Source organism: Modestobacter altitudinis (assembly GCF_005930475.1).
Taxonomy (GTDB): Bacteria; Actinomycetota; Actinomycetes; order Mycobacteriales; family Geodermatophilaceae; genus Modestobacter; species Modestobacter altitudinis.
Genome location: NZ_SJEW01000026.1, coordinates 1 through 16,366 on the forward strand (window position 1 = coordinate 1; position 16,366 = coordinate 16,366).

The following is a 16,366-nucleotide window of genomic DNA, read 5'->3' on the forward strand; positions in this document are numbered from 1 at the left end:
GGGGAGCAGTGGGCGGCTGGCGGGGGCGAGCAGGACGTCGGCCAGCGGGCGGAGCTCCACCGCGATCTGCCCGGCAACCTCGCGGTGCAGCTCGAGTGACTGGCCGATCGGGTCGCGGATGTCGTCGGCCGGTCCGCCGGCGCGGCGGGCACGCGCCGCGTCCAGCCGAGCAGCCAGCTCCTGGGTGCGCTCGGTGAGCGGCAGCAGGTCGAGCCCGGTGCGGTCGATCAAGGGCAGCAGTGTTGCCGCCTCTGCGAGCGTGAAGACCCGCCGCATCGCCCGCGGGTCCCGCCGCAGCACCTCACGCCGCTGCTCCCGGGTCATCGTGAGCACCAGGTCGATGTCTGCCGTCTCGCCGGCCTGCAGCTGACGGGCGACCGCGCCGTCCGGCTCGCCGCCGAGCTCTCGCAGCGCCTGTGCGGCGCGCTCGTCCATCGGGCCGACGGCCGCCGCCGTCCCCGCACTCTCGACCCGCACGCCACGGGCACTGCCGAGCTCCCGCTCGACCCACGACCGGAACAGTCGTTCGGCCAGCGGTGACCGGCACAGGTTGCCCGTGCAGACGAACAGCAGACGCATCCGTCCATCGTGCGAGCGACTCCCGACTGCGGACCCGGTCTGCCGGACGCGGCGACCCATCGGGGTGAGCCAGTGGCTGTGAGTCGGGCCACACCGAGATGGTCAGCCAGCATGCGCCGAATCAGTCATGACACGTCCGGCGGATGGTGTTCTCACCCTGCCGTGTCGCCCGAACGGGTGGGGCTCCGGCTGAAGCGTTGTGGACAGCGCATCCGTGCAGGCAGCGTCCGGCGACATCCGGGCGAACAGGGGTGGATGCGTGGCGTGGTGGGGCTGGCTGCTGGTGGGCTGGGTGGTGCTCGCGGTGCCGCTCACCTTCTGGCTGGGCGCGGCCGCCATCAGGGTCAAACGCCGCGAACGGGAGCTGCCCGTCCTCGACCTGCCGGACGAGCGTGAGCAGGAGTCCACGGTCGTGCGACCGCGGTCCCGTCGGCGAGCGGGTCACCAGCCGGCAGTGACGCACCGGGCAGAGCCTCGCGACTGACCGTCTGCTTCGTCACGCTGTGACACCGCGGTCTCACGGGTAGTCTCCGGATCAGGGGCGCCCCGTCGTTGCGGCTCGTCGTCGCCCTGCCCATATGGTGCCGTGACGTCCCGAGGGGCTGCCCGTGCTGGTGACCTCGGCTCCCTCCTCGGCCACGGCCGACGTGTGCGTGGTCGGCGCCGGACCCGTGGGGCTCGCCCTCGCCCTCGAGGCCGCGGACTCAGGACTGCATGTCCTGCTCGTCGAGGCCGGCGGCGCGGACAGCGCTGTCGCGCCGACCGACTCGGCCACCGCCGTCGTGCTGGACGCCGACCGGCACGCACCGCTGAGCGAGACGACCCGGCGCGGCATCGGCGGCACGTCCTGGCTCTGGGGCGGCCGGTGCGTGCCGTTCGAGCCCCTCGACCTCGCGGCCCGTGACCACGTGGCCGGCTCGGGCTGGCCGATCTCCAGCTCAGACGTCACGCCCGCGCAGGACCGGGCCGCCGCGTACCTGGACTGCGGGCCGGCCGACTTCCACGTCCCCGTCCTGCCCGGTTGGGACGACACCGTCGTCCGCACCTCCCAGCAGGAACGCTGGTCGCGGCGTCCGCACCTGGGGCGCCAGCTGGGCGCCCGCGTGCTGGCGCACCCGGCCATCTCGGTGCTCACCGACGCCGTCGCCACCGACATCCGGTTCGACGCCACCGGGACGACGGTGAGTGGTCTGGTGGTGCGGCACCGCAACCGGGACGTCCTCCTCGGTGCCGGCCGTTACGTACTCGCCTGCGGCGGGCTCGCCACCACCCGACTGCTGCTGAGCGTGCAGCGCGCGCGGCCGGAGTCGTTCGGTGGCATCGGGGGTCCGCTGGGCCGCCGCTACATGGGCCACATCACCGGCAGCATCGCCGCGCTCCAGCTGTCCCGGCCGGCCGACGTCCGCGACTGGGATTTCCGGCGCGATGTCGACGGCACCTACGTCCGCCGCCGCTTCTCGTTCTCCGAGGCCGCGCAGCGCGGGCAGCGCCTGCTCAACACCTCCTTCTACCTGGGCAACCTCGCCTTCCACGACGCCCGGCACGGCAGCGGTGCCCTGTCGCTGCTCGCCCTGGCCCTCGCGTCGCCCCCGCTCGGGCGGCGGCTGGCCGGAGCGGAGACGCGGCGCCGGAACACCGGTGCACGGCTGGACGTCGCGGCGCACCTGCGGAACATCGGGCGCCGGCCGTGGCGGGTGGTGGCCGACCTGGCCGGCGTCGTCCGGCGCAGGTACCTCTCCTCGCCCCGCTTCGGGGTCTTCGTGCTCCGCACGGACACCGGGCTGTACGCGCTGCGCTACCACGCCGAGCAGGCGCCCGACCCGCGCAGCCGCGTCTCGCTGCGCGGCGACACCGGGCCGGACGGTCTGCCCACTCTGGACATCGACTTCCGCTACACCGACCAGGACGTCGACTCGGTGCTCCGGGCGCACGAGCTGCTCGACGAGCAGCTGCGGGCCAGCGGCCTCGGCCGCCTCGTGTACCTGACCCCGGACGGCCGCCGTCGCGACGCCGTCATCGCCCAGGCGACCGACGGGTACCACCAGATCGGCACCACCCCGATGAGTGCGGACCCCGCCGCCGGTGTGGTCGACCCCGACTGCCGGGTGCACGGGCTGGCCAACCTCTACGTCGCCGGGAGCAGCGTCTTCCCGACCTCCGGTGAGGCCAACCCGACGTTCATGGCGGTGACCCTCGCCGTCCGGCTCGCCCAGCACCTGGCCGCGCTCGCGCAGTCCCGGCGTCCCGTCGGCACGCCGTCGGGCCGGTAAGGGCCGCGGTCCGGTCGCTGCTGCAGGTGCCCGCATGCGTCACCCGGGGTGGGTGGGGTGTCCGTGGCGTTGATGCCTTTCGTAACGTTTTGAGGTTGACTGTTCACGGTTAGTGTCTGCCCAACGGTCGGGTGGCGGCCTCCTGGGCCGTCCGCCGGCGTCGACCACGCCCATCCCGTCGCGCGCGTGCGCCGACGGGGAGCTCCCTGCCTCCGCTCGCTGACGAGTCCACGCCCTCCCGCACGAACAGTCCACGGAAGGACACCCATGCCCCTCGCCAAGGCTGCCGTAGCAGTCGCCGCGCTGTTCGCGGCGGCGCTCGCTCCTCTCGCAGCCCCGTCCCCGCCCGCGGCGCAGGCCGTGGACCCCGGTGCGATCCTCTTCCAGGACGACTTCACCGGCACGGCTGGTTCCCTGCCGGACCGGACGAAGTGGGAGGACTACTCCACCGCCACCTACAACCCGTCGGCCGCCTTCGGCGAGATCAAGTCCGGGGACAACGAGACCCTCGACGGGCAGGGCAACCTCGTCGTCCCGGCGACGCCCACGGCCGGCTCCGCCATCCGCACGGGCGGCAAGTTCGGCTTCGTCTACGGCACCATGACCGCCTGGATCAAGGTGCCGGCCCAGGCGGGCTACTGGCCCGCCTTCTGGACGCTGAACAGCAACCCCAACGGCGTCGAGGTCTTCCCCATCGGGGAGGCGGACACCATGGAGAGCTACACGACCTGGAACAAGGTCTACCACGCCGTGGGTCACACCTGGACAGCGCACGGCACGCGGGGCTCAGGCTCACCGGACAACTACTGCCCCAACGCCCAGGACGCCGACCTCTCCGGGCGGTTCAACAAGTACTCGGCGACGATCGAGCCCGGGAAGATCACTTACTACCTCAACGACGTCCAGTGCGCAGAGGCGTACGTCAAGGACCCGGCGAAGCCGTGGGGGTTCGGCCCTGACATCACCCGCCCGAACTGGCTGATCCTGGACCTCGCTGTCGGCGGTGCCGATGGGCAGCAGACGCCGGCCAGCCAGCCGGCGCAGATGCTCGTGGACCGGGTCGAGGTCCGGGCACTGCCTGGCGCTGCGGCTCCGGTGACGCCGGCTCCGGTGACGCCGGCTCCGGTGACGCCGGCTCCAGTCTCTCCCGCACCCGTCGTCCGGGCACCCATCGTCTCCGGTGGCGTGTACGAGCTGGCCAACGCCTGTGGCGGGAAGGTGGTCGAGGTGCCGGCCGCGTCCGTCACCGTCAACAAGACGCGGGTCAGGACCGGCACGGACACCAACGCCAGGAACCAGCGGTGGCGGGTCGTCGCTCTGCCCGGTGGCTTCTACAAGCTGGTCAACGTCGCGTCGGGTAAGGTGCTCCGCCTGCAGGCGACCTCGAGGACCATCGGTGTGAAGTTCGTCCAGTCCTCCGACACCAAGGGGACGAACGCGCAGTTCAGGTTGAGCAACCGGGGGGCCGGCACCTACCAGCTGCTGGTGCGGACGAGCGGCAGAGCGGTGCAGGTCACGGCGAACAGCACCGCCGTAGGTGCCACGATCGCCCAGGCAGTGCCCAAGTCCACCGCGTGCGGTCAGCGTTGGAAGCTGACGAAGGTCGGCTAGACCGCGCGCCACCTGCATCCGGACAGCTGCCCCGCAGATCGGCCTCAGGCCTGATCGGCGGAGCAGCGTCGCGTCCTGCGGACGTCCCCGGCGGTGACCCTCGCCGTCCGGCTGCCCACCACCTCGCAGCTCAGGTGCGACCACCACCGCAGCCGGTACCTCAGCGGAGCCGGTAGCGTCGGCGGCTCATGCAGGTGGGTGGGCTCCTTCCGCCACTCGAGCCGAGAGGCAGACCCGATGCCGACTGACCCCGCGCGGCCGGTGCGCTGGCTGCTGATGGCCGGTCACGTTCCACCGGACATGCGTGGCGGCGGCATCGTCCGCTACACCGTCGAGCTCGCCCGGGCGCTGCAGCGCCGGGACGACGTCGAGCTGCACCTGCTCACCGCTCAGGAGGCGGCCGGCCCGCTCGTCGAGCTCACCGGCTCCGAGGAGCGGATCGTGCGCCTCCCGGCGCGCGTACCCGAGCAGCTCGTGCCGGCGTTCGAGCGGTCGCTGCTGGGGCGGATGCTGACGACCCGATTCGACGTCGTCCAGGGGGCCAAGCACCTGCTGCCCCGTTCGGTCGCGGCGCGGACGGTGCTCACGGTGCACGACATGTTGCTCTTCGACCGGCCGGCCGACTTCCCGTTGGCCAAGCGCACCCTGCTCCGGCGGCCCTACGCCGGCTCGCTGCGGCAGGCCGGCACCCTGTTGTGCGTCAGCGCGGCCACCCGCGCCCGGCTCACCGGGTGGGCGCCGGAACTGGCACCCCGGACCGCGGTGGTGCCGCTGGCGACCAGCCCGCGGCTGCTGGGCAGCGCGGCGACGCCCGTCGGCGGGCTGGTCGGGAGGACCTTCGGCCTGGTGGTGGGCGACTCCTCGCCGCGGAAGAACCTCGCCGTCGCGGTGTCGGCCTGGGCGCGGGTGGTCGAGCAGCGCCCGGACGCCGTGCTGGCGCTGGTCGGGCCGCCGACCTGGGGCGCGGAGGCCTACGGCCCGGACCACGCGGCGCTGGTTGCCTCCGGGCACGTCGTCCAGCTCACCGGGGTCGACGACGGCACCCTCCGGTGGTGCTACGAGCACGCCGCCGTGGTGCTGGCTCCCAGCCTGGCGGAGGGCTTCGGCCTGCCTGCGGTCGAGGCGCTCGACCTGGGCGCGCCGCTGGTCACCTCGCTCGACCCGGCGCTGGTAGAGGTCAGCGGTGCGGACGCCGACCACCTCCGCGCCGACGACGTCCCGGCCTGGGCGGACGCCGCCCTCCGGCACCTGTCCGCACCCCGCCCAACGCGGGACCGGCAGACCCGCACCTGGGACGACGTCGCGGCTGAGACCGTCGCCGCGGTCACCGGCGCCGGGGCGGTCAGCTCGACCTGATCGCCGCGGTGACCACCTCGGCCATCGCACTCCGGAAGCGTGCGCGGGAGAAGGTCTCGGCGTGGGCCCGGATGGCCGTGTCCCGGTAGCAGGTGCCGTCGAACGCGGCGAGGTGCTGCGCCCAGTCGTCGACCTCGTCGCCGGCCGCCGTCGGCAGCGGCACCAGCTCACCGGTCACCCCGGGGAGCACCGAGTCCCGGGCGCCGCCCGCGTCGACCGCCAGCACCGGGGCGCCGCAGGCCTGGGCTTCCACCGGTACGATGCCGAAGTCCTCGATGCCGGGCATCAGCAGCGCCCGGCAGCGGCGGAACAGGTCCCGCAGTCCGGCGTCGTCCACCCGGCCGACGAACCGGGTGTCGGGTCCGGCCAGCGCCTCGACCTCCGCGCGCGCCCGACCGTCCCCGGCGACGACCAGCGGGACACGCGCCCGGGCCGCGGCCCGGACGGCCAGGTCCGGTCGCTTGTAGGGAACCAGGCGCCCGGCGAGCAGGAAGAAGTCCTCGCGTGGCACGTCGGCGTCCGGGGTGTAGTACTCGGTGTCCACCGGCGGGTGCACGACCGTCGCCTCCCGGTCCCACCAGTCGTTGATCCGCCCAGCGACGGCCCGCGAGTTGGCGACCATCGTGTGCACCCGCGCCGCGGCCGTGAGGTCCACCGGCCGGAAGGCAGTGGAAAAGGCGCCGAGCGCCGCCGCGCCCAGGCCCTTGCCCATCTCGCCGGCGCGCATCGACGGGTCCCACACCCAGCGGGCCGGCGTGTGCACGTAGGCGACGACCGGTGCCGGCGTCGCCCGGACCACCTGGGTGGCGAAGGCGTGGTGCGAGGCGATCACGACGTCCGAGGGCGGCAGCGGCAGCCTGCTCATGGCGACGGGCAGCACGGGCAGCAGGTGCGCGTAGGTGCTGCCGCGCAGCAACCGGCTCAGCCGGGTGGTGTGCAGCCGGGGTCGCAGGTCTGCCGGCAGGACACCGGGCCGGCCGATGGGCGCGAAGATCGGCGCGGCCGGCCACTCGCGGGCCAGCTGCTCGACGACCGCCTCTGAGCCGGCGTACTCGGTGAAGCGCTCGTGGACCAAGGTCACGCGGGGGGCCCCGGTCACGTCCGGCACCGGGCTCGACGGGCACTCGCTGAGGTCTGCACGCGATCATGATGCCGTCCGTCCCGGGCCGGCGGGTCCGCCACCCGCCTGCCGGTCGGTCGTCGGCCCGGTCCCGTCACCAGGTCACCGGCTAGGGTCTTGCTGCTCCGAGCGCCCGCCAGGGCGTCGAGCTGCCCCGCCCGCGGCCTCGCGACCGCACGTCCGGAGGTTCCCGTGCCCGACTCGACGCCCGGCATGCCCGAGTCCGCCGCCGATCCGCGGCAGCCGACCAGCAGGCCCACCGCCCGCCCCGCCGTGATCCTCGCCTCGGCCGGCCGGCCGGAGCTGCTCGGGGAGGTGGTCGCCGACCTGAGCCGTCAGACGCGTCAGGACTTCACCCTCGTCGTCTCCGTGCCCGACGAGGCCAGCCTGCCCGCCGCACCGCTCCCCAGCGGGACCGTCGTGGTGCACGATCGGGGTCTGGCGGCCCAGCGCAACGCGGGGCTGGACGCCGTCCCGGACGCGACCCACGTCTTCTGCTTCGACGACGACGCGGTGGTGCGGGAGGACTTCGTCGAGAACGGGGTGGCGTTCTTCGACCAGCACCCGGACGTCGTCGCCCTCACCGGGCGGGTCCTGCTCGACGGGGCGGCCGCGGAGGCGGTGTCGCGGGAGGAGGCCGAGCAGTTCCTGGCTGCCTCCCTGTCCGAGCCGTTGCTGCACCGCTGGCAGCCGAGTCGCGAGCTCTACGGCTGCAACTTCGGGTTCCGCCCCGATGCCCTCGACGGCCAGCGGTTCGACGGCCGGCTGCCGCTGTACTCCTGGCTGGAGGACCACGACTTCGCCCGCCGGGCGATGCGGCACGGCTCTCTCGCCAAGGTGGAGGACTGCGTGGTGGTGCACCGCGGCGTCAAGTCCGGTGGCCGGATGGCGCACGAGCGGCTCGGCTACTCGCAGGTGATGAACCCGGCCTACCTGCACCACGTCGGGAGCTTCCCGCTCTGGCTGGCCCTCCGCGAGACGGTGCCGAGGTTGGGCAAGAACGCCGTGCGCTCCCTCGCCGGGTCGGAGTCGGACTGGCGACGTGAGCGCCTGCGCGGCAACCTGCGGGCGGCCGGCGACATCGCCCGCCGGCGGTTCACCCCCGAACGGATCCTCGAACTCCCGGTGGCCCGGAACTCCTGAACCGGGGCTCGGCCGGTGGGTCAGGTGTAGACGTGGATCCAGTCGACGTAGAGGTCGGAGATGTCGCCTGTGGGGGTGAGGTCGGTCGGCCAGCCACCGCCCAGGGCCAGGTTGACCATGAAGTAGAACGGGTCGGAGTGGTGGGCGAGGCCGGTGGCGGTGGCCACCTTGGTCCCGTCGATGTAGTAGATGGCTCCGTTGGGGATGATGCGGACTCCCCAGGTGTGCCAGGTCATCGACCAGTCGGGCAGGCCGTTGTCCTCCAGGCAGTTGACCTCGGGGTCTTGTGACTGCCCGCTGCTCCAGTTGACCAGCGAGTGGCAGCTGCCCACGGGGTTGTGGCCGTAGAGCTCCACGCCATCGACCTCTCCGGAGGTGGTGCTGGACCTGGTGGCGCTCTGGGAGTCCAGCATCCAGAACGCCGGCCAGGTCCCTGTTCCGGGGGCGCCCAGCATCCGTGCCTCGTAGTAGCCGTACTGGGCGGCGAATCCGGACGCGCCCACGTGCAGCGAGGACACGATGCCACCGAGGTGGTCTTGCCCGAAGGGCGTCGGGACGTCCCGGTCGCCGATCGGCTCGGCGCGGATCCGCAGGTAGTCCTGGTCGACGGTGGAGATGTTGCCGGCTCCGGAGGCGGGGTCGGCGAAGACCGCGTCGCCGAACTCGGAGGGCCCCCAGTACGCCGGTTTGGTCGCTGCGTAGACCGCGTCCGCCCCGGTCGCTGTGATCGACAGTGGATCGGTGAACTCCTCGTCCCACTGCAGCGTCATCCCCTCGGGTGCATAGGACGATGCCGTGGTCGCGGTGCCCCCTGGGTTGATCAGCTGCACGTACAGCGGAGTGCTGGCGGTCAGGGTCGTGACGACCTTGACCGTCAGCGGTCCCCTGGACAGGTCCGCGGTGCCGAAGGACAGCACCGCCCGTCCATCACGTCCGGTCGTGCCGGCCGCCACCCGGGCCATCGATCGGGTCGAGGGCTGCCATGCGGTGGCCTGGACCGACGTGCCGGGAGCGGCGGCCACCACCACGGTCGCCGTGTCGTCCACCGCCGACCCCGGTGAGGGGCAGACCAGGGTGAGCTGGTCGGGCTGCGGCGGGGTCACTGCGGTCGCGCCGGGCCCGCATGCCACCGGCGCTGGTGACGTCGTGGTGTAGCCACCGCGGGTCTTGGGCCAGCGGGGCGGGGTGGTCCCGGCGTCGTAGAAGGCGACCTCGCGCAGGCCGACGACCGCAGCAGGGATGGTCTTGGCCAGCTCCAGGCGGACCGAGCTGGCCATCCGGGGTGTGAAGGCGATGGTCGTGGCCTGCCCGGTGCTCCCGGCGATCCCCGAGATCACCACCGTGCTGCCGTCATCGAAGACCAGCCGGCCATGCAGCGGAGCAGCCGCTGAGTAGCTGGGGTCGAACGCGGTCTGGGACGGACCGAACACCTGCACGCTGGCCAACTCCCGCACAGAGTCCCACGCGAACTGCACCCATGGCGCGGCGTCGTCGCCGGCTGCCGACCACTCCTGACCCGTCTCCGCTCCAGCCGGATCTCCATCGACGAGAGCGCTCGTCCCGGAACGGGTGGAGCTCGAGGACGTGACGACGGGGCGTCCGGTCGATCCCCCCTGCCGCCCGCCGTCGTCCCCCGACGCGTCGATCGACAGCGCGGCGAGTGCCACCGACGTCGCACCATCCGGCACGTCGACGATCGTCAGCCGGGCCCGAGAGACGTCACGCGCAGTGAAGTCCACGGTGGCGACCCCGTCCTCCGTCAGCGTCACCATCAGGGAGCCCCTGCCGTCGAAGGTCAGGAGAGCACTGGTGAACGTCGTCCCCGCATCCCCAGCGGCGCGGATCTCCAGGTGGTCGACCCGGGTGCTGCGCCGCCAGCTCAACTCCAGCCACGCGCCCTCGGTCTCGCCCTCGCTCTGCCAGGCTGCTTCACGGTCCGCCGCAGCGGGGAGGTCTGCCCCGTCGTCCCCGTTGACCAAGGCATCCGGATGAGAGCCGGGGGCCGAGGACGAGGTCGTGATGCGCACATCGTGGGATCGCGTGACGTGCACGGTCACCCCAACGGACACGGTCAGCAATGCCACGAAGACGCCGGCGATGACGGCACGGTGCTTGCGCTTGATCTCCGACCACCCCGTTCGCCCTCGCGCGGAGGCGCACCCCTACGGCCAGGGGCCGCCGACGACGCGCGGAGACGGCGAGCGTACATCCCACGAAGCCCCTGGTCGCACGGCTCGAGCTCCATCAGGAACGGCCGGAGTCCGGGTCGCCGACCGCCGACGCTGGAGGCATCGGAACTCGTCCGACGTCGTTCAGCCTGTCGTGCTCGAGACGACGGCCTGACCGCTGGTACCACCGAGGTCCAGGTCGCGCACGTGGTCGATGGCGACGCTGATCGACGTGACGCGGACACCGGCCAGCAGTTCCAGGGCGAAGAGGAACTGCGACCGTTTGGTGGCTCCTGACTCCACGACGACCAGTGTGCTGTCGGCCAGCGCTGCGGCTACCGCGGCTTCTGACCGCTCGACGAGCGGCGGGCAGGCGAGGATCACGTAGTCGAAGCGTGTGGTCAGATCATCCAACAGCTGGCGCATGGCAGGAGTGCTCAGGCGTTGCGCTGAGGACGCTTCCACTGTTCCCGTCGTCATCTGGTACACGTGTTCCCCGCTGCCAGGAGTGATGACCTCCTCGGTCTTGCTCGTGCCCTTCAACACGTCGGCCACCCCCAGTCGGGGTTCGGGCCTCTCGGTGGGCTTGTGGCGCCCGCTGCGAGCGGGGCGGAGGTCGATGTCGACGAGAACCACCTCGGAACCGATCTCGCCGAGTGCCGTGGCCAACTGGCCAGCCGCACCATGGGCATCGGACGCTGACGTGACCCCGGCGACTGCGATCGTCCCCTGCGCGTGGATGCCGAACTGCAGATTGGCCCGGAGGTTCCGGAAGGACTCCACACGAGCATCGGAGGCGGACGTCCTCCGGGAGGGGCGGGTCCGGCCGCTCGGGATGGACGTCAGAGAGGCAAGGCCTGGGTGTCGCGGGAGGTCCGCGAGCGTCCACATGCGGGTGTCGAGGGAATTCGCGACGACGACGACGCCCACGCCGAGAGCCAGACCGACAGCTATGCCGATGAGCAGGTTCTGCGGCGGCCGAGGTGTCGTCGCGATCCGAGGCACTTCGGCGGTCTCCACCACCGTCAACTGCACGGGGGAGACGGCACCTGGGGCGTCGAGCAAGGGTGCCTCGGCTGCCAGGGCGTTGGCGACGGCGTTGGCCCGCGCCGCGACGACGACGGGGTCGGTGCCTGTCACGTCGATGTCGACGAGCGCCTTCTCGGCCCGAGCCGACGAGGTCACCGACGCTCGCAGGTCCGCGATGTCGGTGTCGGCGCCGAGTGTGGTGGCGGCACGGCCGAGGACCGCGGTCGTCGAAGCGAGGTCCGCATACGTGGCGGCTCGCTGCATCGCGAACACGTTGCCCTGCTGCAGATCTCCCGGCGTTGCGTCGCCGATCGTCGCGACGTACACCGTCGCGCGGGCGTAGTAGGTGGGGGCGGTGGCGCGGGTGAGTGCGATTGCGGCTCCGGCACCGATGATCGTGAGCAGGACGATCACCCACCAACGGCGACGGAGAACCCGCACATAGTCGTGCAGATTCACCGAGCTACTTCCTGGGGCTCAGGGCTATTGCCGTGGACACGGATCTGCACGACGCGGTGGGCAGCGGTCGGAGACCATAACAGACGGACGAGCAGGACGGATACGCAAGCTCCCCCTTCAGGATCCCCTGCCACGGGATGCCGCGGGGAGACGCCGCCGCCATGGTAGTGCTGTTCGCGCGGTCGACCACCAGCACGGCTGGAGCATCATCATGCCGACGGCGGTGCCTGGGCAGCACGAACGGGAATCAGCGGACTCGCCGGGGCCTGGAGGTGGCGTGCCGGGACAGCTAATGTCGTGGCGTCTCGGGACGACCGCCATCGTGACGAGCCGCGCCAACCACGGCATCTCGTCAGTATCGCGGAGGTATCCAGTGCCCGACCCGACGACGTCCCGCACGTGTGGCGGTCTGCCGTGAGCGGGAGTCCTCGGCGTCTTCCCGTCCTCGCCACTGGCGCGCTCGATCTGCGGCTCGTCCTGACGAAACGACGTGCGCATGACAACTGAGGGCTCTAGCTCACCGACTGGTCACCTGCCCGAGAACAACCAACTGGCACTCGAGCTGCAACGACCCGATGCGGCAGCCGTGGTGGCCGCGGCTGCGGATGCCCCGGTCAATTCTGCCAACAGGTTCGCCCACATCGACGCCATGCGCGCCGTGGCGGTGACCCTGGTGCTCGTCCAGCACGCTGGCCTGAGCTTCGTCCCCGGGGACAGCGGGGTCATCGTCTTCTTCGCGATCAGCGGCTTCATCATCACGTCCATACTCACTCGCGAACGAGACAAGTCTGGCGGGTTCGCGATCGGGCGCTTCTACCGCCGGCGCGTCATCAAGCTCGCGCCGCCCTTCCTGCTGGTCATTCTCATCCCCAGTGTCATCTACTCGTTCTTCGAGCCGGTGAGCTGGAAGGCGGTCCTGTCGCAGGTCTTCTTCTCCTACAACTGGGTGCAGATCTATGACTCGCCCGCGAGCTACCTGGTACTGCCGGGGTCCAATGTGGTGTGGAGTCTGGCCGTCGAGGAGCAGTTCTACATCGTCTTCGCGCTCATCTGGCTGGGACTGGTACGAGTCCACTGGTGGCGGAGGGCCTTGGTCGCCCTGTCCGTCTTCGCCGTCGTCTACGCGATGTCGGCCCGCGTCTGGCTCAGCATCCACGGCGACGCGGAGCACGTCCTCCGCGGGACGGATGTCCGGATGGACGGTATCGCCTGGGGCGTGCTCGCGGCACTCGCCTACCACTCCTGGCGCAATGGCGGGAGTCGGTGGGTCGGAGCGCTCGCTGCAGACTGGGTGCCCGTCGTCGCCATCGCAGCTTTCCTGGCGGTCTCGGCTGTGGGTTCGGATCAGTACGAGGCGATCTGGCGCAACGCCGTGTTGCCGCTGACCGCGGTGGTCATGATCCTCTACGGCCTCGTCCCCACCCAGTCACCGCTGCACCGCCTCTTCTACCGGGTCTCCGCCTGGCGGTTGGTGTCTCTGGTGGGCCTGGCCAGCTACAGCATCTACATAGCGCACTACGTCGTGGTCGAGCCGCTCTTCATGAGGATGAGCGACGTGGTTGTGCCAGTACGGGCCGTGTCACTCCTGGCCATCGGTCTGGGAGTGGGGATAGCGCTGTACTTCGCGGTGGAGCGGCCGGTGTTGGCTCTTCGGGAGCGGCTGGGGCTCTGAGGGGCGCCACGTCACTGATTCTGCCGGCGTCGCACCTTGCCGAGCAGCGCCTGTCCTTCCGACACGAGAAGCGCGAAGTCGGACCGACGCGGGATGACGAACCGAGCGGGAGGCACGCCGACCACTCGGGCAGCGGCGAAGACGGCGAAGACGGAGACCGCCGTTCCGCTGATGAGACCGGCGAGGGCGGCTCCGAGGGCGCCCAGGGGCGGCACGAGCAGCAGGAACGCCCCGAGGTTCGTGGCGAGCGCGATGACGAGTGCGACGCTGCGCAGGCCGGGGCGCCCCCACGCGCCCAGGCCGGCCCCGGCAATCAGGCCAGGGACGTTGGCGACTGCGGCGAGCAGCAGGATCCAGGTGGCGCTGGTCGCTCCGGTGAACCCCTCGCCGAACACCGGCCCGATCCAGTAGGGGACGGTGGCCGCCAACGCAGCGGAACCGGAGAACCCGATCAAGGTGGCCAGGCGCGAGGTCGTCGCCAGGCGGGCGGCGTCGGCGGTCCTGCTGTTGACGCCGAACATCACATCGCGGACCGCGGTGGCGACGATGAAGGGCACGTCGGAGATGGTGATCGCCACGACGAGCAGGCCCAGTTGCTCGGTGTTCGAGAGCGGCGTGACGAGGAGCTGGCTCAGTCGACCGGTGAGCATGCTGGCCACGGCCCCCAGCCAGATCCGGGATCCGAATCCGAGCAGGGCTGGCGTCACCCCCATGCCGTTGTCGGCGAGGTCGCGCTCCGGGGGGTGGGTCAGGAGCTTCCAGTACGCAATCCCGGCAACGATCGGCGCGCTGAACATCACGATCACGGCGAGACGTACATCGAGCACTCCGAAGAGTGCGAGGCAACCGAGCGCGACGAGCCGGAGCAGGGAGTTCACGAGGCGCTCCGCTGCTACTGCACCCCACATCTGGCGCCCCGAGGCTGCCCCGCGCAGGAGATTGACCAGCAGGGTCGGTACGGCGAATGCCGTCGCCAGCACGATCAGGTCGGCGAGTTCGCCATCCCCGCCCGACAAGAAGCCGGCCCACAGCAGTGTGCAGAGGAAGCACAGTGCGCCCAACAGCGTGCTGATCACGCTCGTCGACACAAGCGCTCGCCTGGTTGCCCACGGGCGGGTGGCGAGATGGTAGGTCAGCGCCTCCGGTAGACCGAGCGTCGCGGTCGCCACCACGAGTGCGTTGGGGGCCAGAGCGGCTGCAGCTTCACCGCGTCCAGCGACCCCCAGAGCCTGCGCGAGGATGGGAGCGGTCACCACCCCGACCACGGGGACCAACAGGCTCGTACCCGTCATGAGCGCGAGAGCGCGACGGAAGGACGGGCCGTCCGACAAAGTGTCCTCCCGCCGCAGAGCCGCCCCGGAGCAGGTGCAGCGCGGAGATCCTCGCACTGTGTGCAGCAGTCGTGAGTGGGGGTGTCGCACGCGTGCATCGAGGGCGGAGGGTGACGCGTCCGATGAGTCGATCAACCGCTCAGGCGCGGAGCGTCCTGCGGTGGTGTGGTTGCCCCGAGTCGGGGGCCGTGGGCGACGCTGCCTGGCTGAGCGGCCGCCCTCAGGCCGGCATGGGCCAGGAGCCCGAACGACAACCACATGACGCCGCTCGGATCTGACAGGTCTGGGCTGGCGATCACCTTCGTGACGAGCAGTGTGATCACGGCCCAGATGACCGGTCGGAACTGGTCGACCGCACTGGCGCGGCGTATCAACGTCCACACGACCGCTATGAACAGGGCCGTCCCGATGACCCCAGTGCTGCTGAGCAGTCCCGCGAAGAAGGAGGACGGTCGGTGTGCGCCCAGGCCCACGCCCACCCCGAGGGTCTCCTGCAGGATCTCGTACGAACGCGCGTCGGCCCCCGACCGCTGATCGTAGGAACTGGAGGACACCTTGTCGTCGATCACCGATGCGACGACGTTGGTGAGCAACGGGAGCACCCACATGGCTGCGATGGCTGCAGTGCAGAGAACTGTCACTGACAGTGCGCTGACTCGGGCGGATCGGGCGAGGACTCGGGTAGCGAATGTTCCGGCGGCGAGGGCGGCCATGACGATGCTCGCGACGACGAAGGTCGCAGACGTCGACAAGGCGGCCATCACAGCAGCGATGACGGCTACGACGATCACGCCGACGCGTCGAGCTCCCCGTACCCGGACGGCTCGCGAACTCATGTACGCGATCGTCACCAGCGAGGAGATGGCCAGTCCTGACGGCTCCGAGAATATGCCTCGGAACCGCTGCTGGCCGCCAGGTGCGGTCTCCACAAAGGCATACGCGGGGGAGTTGTCGAAGACCCCTTCGGGAAAGGGCACGCCCGCTAGGTGCGAGAGCAGCCTCCAGAAACTCAACAAGGTCGCGAGTCCGGTGGCGATCCCGACGAGACCCGGGCCGACATCCGGCGTTCGAGCGAGGAAGACCATGACCAGGATGCCGAGCAGGAGGTAGACGACCTGTGCGATGTTGGAGGTCGTGATCGACCCGGCTCGCAGCAAGGAGATGGTGCCGTCCGGGGCGAGAACACGGATTCCCGAGAAGACGTGCGGCGCGATGAGCGTCACGACGACCGCCCAGCCTGCGAAGAGCGCCAGGGGTGTGAGACCCGGGATCGGTGCCGTCGGCACCCGTTCGAACCGTTCGGTGCGGCGGAGCAAGCGAACGCTCAGACCGACGCCGGCACCCAGCGCGACGGCGTAGAAGGTCGGGACGGCTGTGTCCCCGGCGACGAGTGCGGCACCGATCGGCGTCGCCCCGCCGATTGCCAGCGCCCGCGGGTAACCGTTGGTGACGAACGCCCCGATGACGATCACGGCGAGCGTGATCAACGTGAGACTCGTCATGTCACCTCCAGACGCCCGGCATGGCCCGGTCATGGTCGCACCATGCGAGCGGGGGACGACGGGAGGCATTGACGAGTCTCCTGCGCGTGACCGAGCGTGCGCCTGCGCGGAGCCGGCCGCAGGCAC

Annotated in this window: 11 protein-coding genes; 5 read left to right on the plus strand and 6 right to left on the minus strand. The window is 71.1% G+C overall.

The annotated features are described in order from the left end of the window. Positions 1–579, minus strand: a 579-nt coding sequence (locus FHL79_RS11605) for an arsenate reductase/protein-tyrosine-phosphatase family protein (protein WP_138758754.1), incomplete at its 3' end; no start/stop codon positions are given. 608 nt (positions 580–1,187) lie between these two features. On the opposite strand from FHL79_RS11605, the gene FHL79_RS11610 reads away from it, so the two are divergent. From FHL79_RS11610 to FHL79_RS11620, 3 genes are all read left to right on the plus strand, one after another. Next, complete coding sequence (locus FHL79_RS11610) at positions 1,188–2,849, plus strand: GMC oxidoreductase (protein ID WP_218938436.1); 1,662 nt, start codon at positions 1,188–1,190, stop codon at positions 2,847–2,849. A gap of 267 nt (positions 2,850–3,116) precedes the next feature. Then, positions 3,117–4,460 carry an RICIN domain-containing protein gene (locus tag FHL79_RS11615; RefSeq protein ID WP_138758756.1) on the plus strand — a complete coding sequence of 448 codons (1,344 nt, stop codon included), beginning with the start codon at positions 3,117–3,119 and terminating at the stop codon, positions 4,458–4,460. Between the two features lie 237 nt (positions 4,461–4,697). Beyond that, entirely contained in the window at positions 4,698–5,816 is a 1,119-nt protein-coding gene (locus FHL79_RS11620; protein WP_138758757.1) for a glycosyltransferase family 4 protein, read from the plus strand. On the opposite strand, the gene FHL79_RS11625 is transcribed toward FHL79_RS11620, so the two are convergent. Then, on the minus strand, positions 5,803–6,915 hold the full coding sequence (locus FHL79_RS11625; protein ID WP_138758758.1) for a glycosyltransferase: 1,113 nt from the start codon (positions 6,913–6,915) through the stop codon (positions 5,803–5,805). The genes FHL79_RS11620 and FHL79_RS11625 overlap by 14 nt on opposite strands. A gap of 213 nt (positions 6,916–7,128) precedes the next feature. Here FHL79_RS11625 and FHL79_RS11630 point away from each other — a divergent pair, with 213 nt between their 5' ends. Continuing rightward, positions 7,129–8,079: a glycosyltransferase family 2 protein gene (locus tag FHL79_RS11630; protein ID WP_246080666.1), complete on the plus strand. Its 951-nt coding sequence runs from the start codon at positions 7,129–7,131 to the stop codon at positions 8,077–8,079. 20 nt (positions 8,080–8,099) lie between these two features. Here the strand turns inward: FHL79_RS11630 and FHL79_RS11635 are convergent, their stop codons facing one another. Together FHL79_RS11635 and FHL79_RS11640 are read right to left on the minus strand one after the other, a co-directional pair. Beyond that, positions 8,100–10,163 (minus strand): glycoside hydrolase family 16 protein, encoded by a 2,064-nt coding sequence (locus FHL79_RS11635; RefSeq protein ID WP_439331128.1) that lies wholly within the window; start codon positions 10,161–10,163, stop codon positions 8,100–8,102. A gap of 228 nt (positions 10,164–10,391) precedes the next feature. Continuing rightward, positions 10,392–11,735 (minus strand): Wzz/FepE/Etk N-terminal domain-containing protein, encoded by a 1,344-nt coding sequence (locus tag FHL79_RS11640; protein ID WP_138758760.1) that lies wholly within the window; start codon positions 11,733–11,735, stop codon positions 10,392–10,394. Between the two features lie 496 nt (positions 11,736–12,231). Here FHL79_RS11640 and FHL79_RS11645 point away from each other — a divergent pair, with 496 nt between their 5' ends. Beyond that, entirely contained in the window at positions 12,232–13,407 is a 1,176-nt protein-coding gene (locus FHL79_RS11645) for an acyltransferase family protein (RefSeq protein ID WP_138758761.1), read from the plus strand. 11 nt (positions 13,408–13,418) lie between these two features. On the opposite strand, the gene FHL79_RS11650 is transcribed toward FHL79_RS11645, so the two are convergent. Further along, the gene (locus tag FHL79_RS11650) at positions 13,419–14,699 is read right to left on the minus strand and encodes an oligosaccharide flippase family protein (protein ID WP_138758762.1); all 1,281 of its coding nucleotides are present in this window, start codon (positions 14,697–14,699) and stop codon (positions 13,419–13,421) included. A 170-nt stretch (positions 14,700–14,869) separates the two neighbouring features. Beyond that, positions 14,870–16,240 carry a hypothetical protein gene (locus FHL79_RS11655; RefSeq protein ID WP_138758763.1) on the minus strand — a complete coding sequence of 457 codons (1,371 nt, stop codon included), beginning with the start codon at positions 16,238–16,240 and terminating at the stop codon, positions 14,870–14,872. Positions 16,241–16,366: the final 126 nt, after the last annotated feature.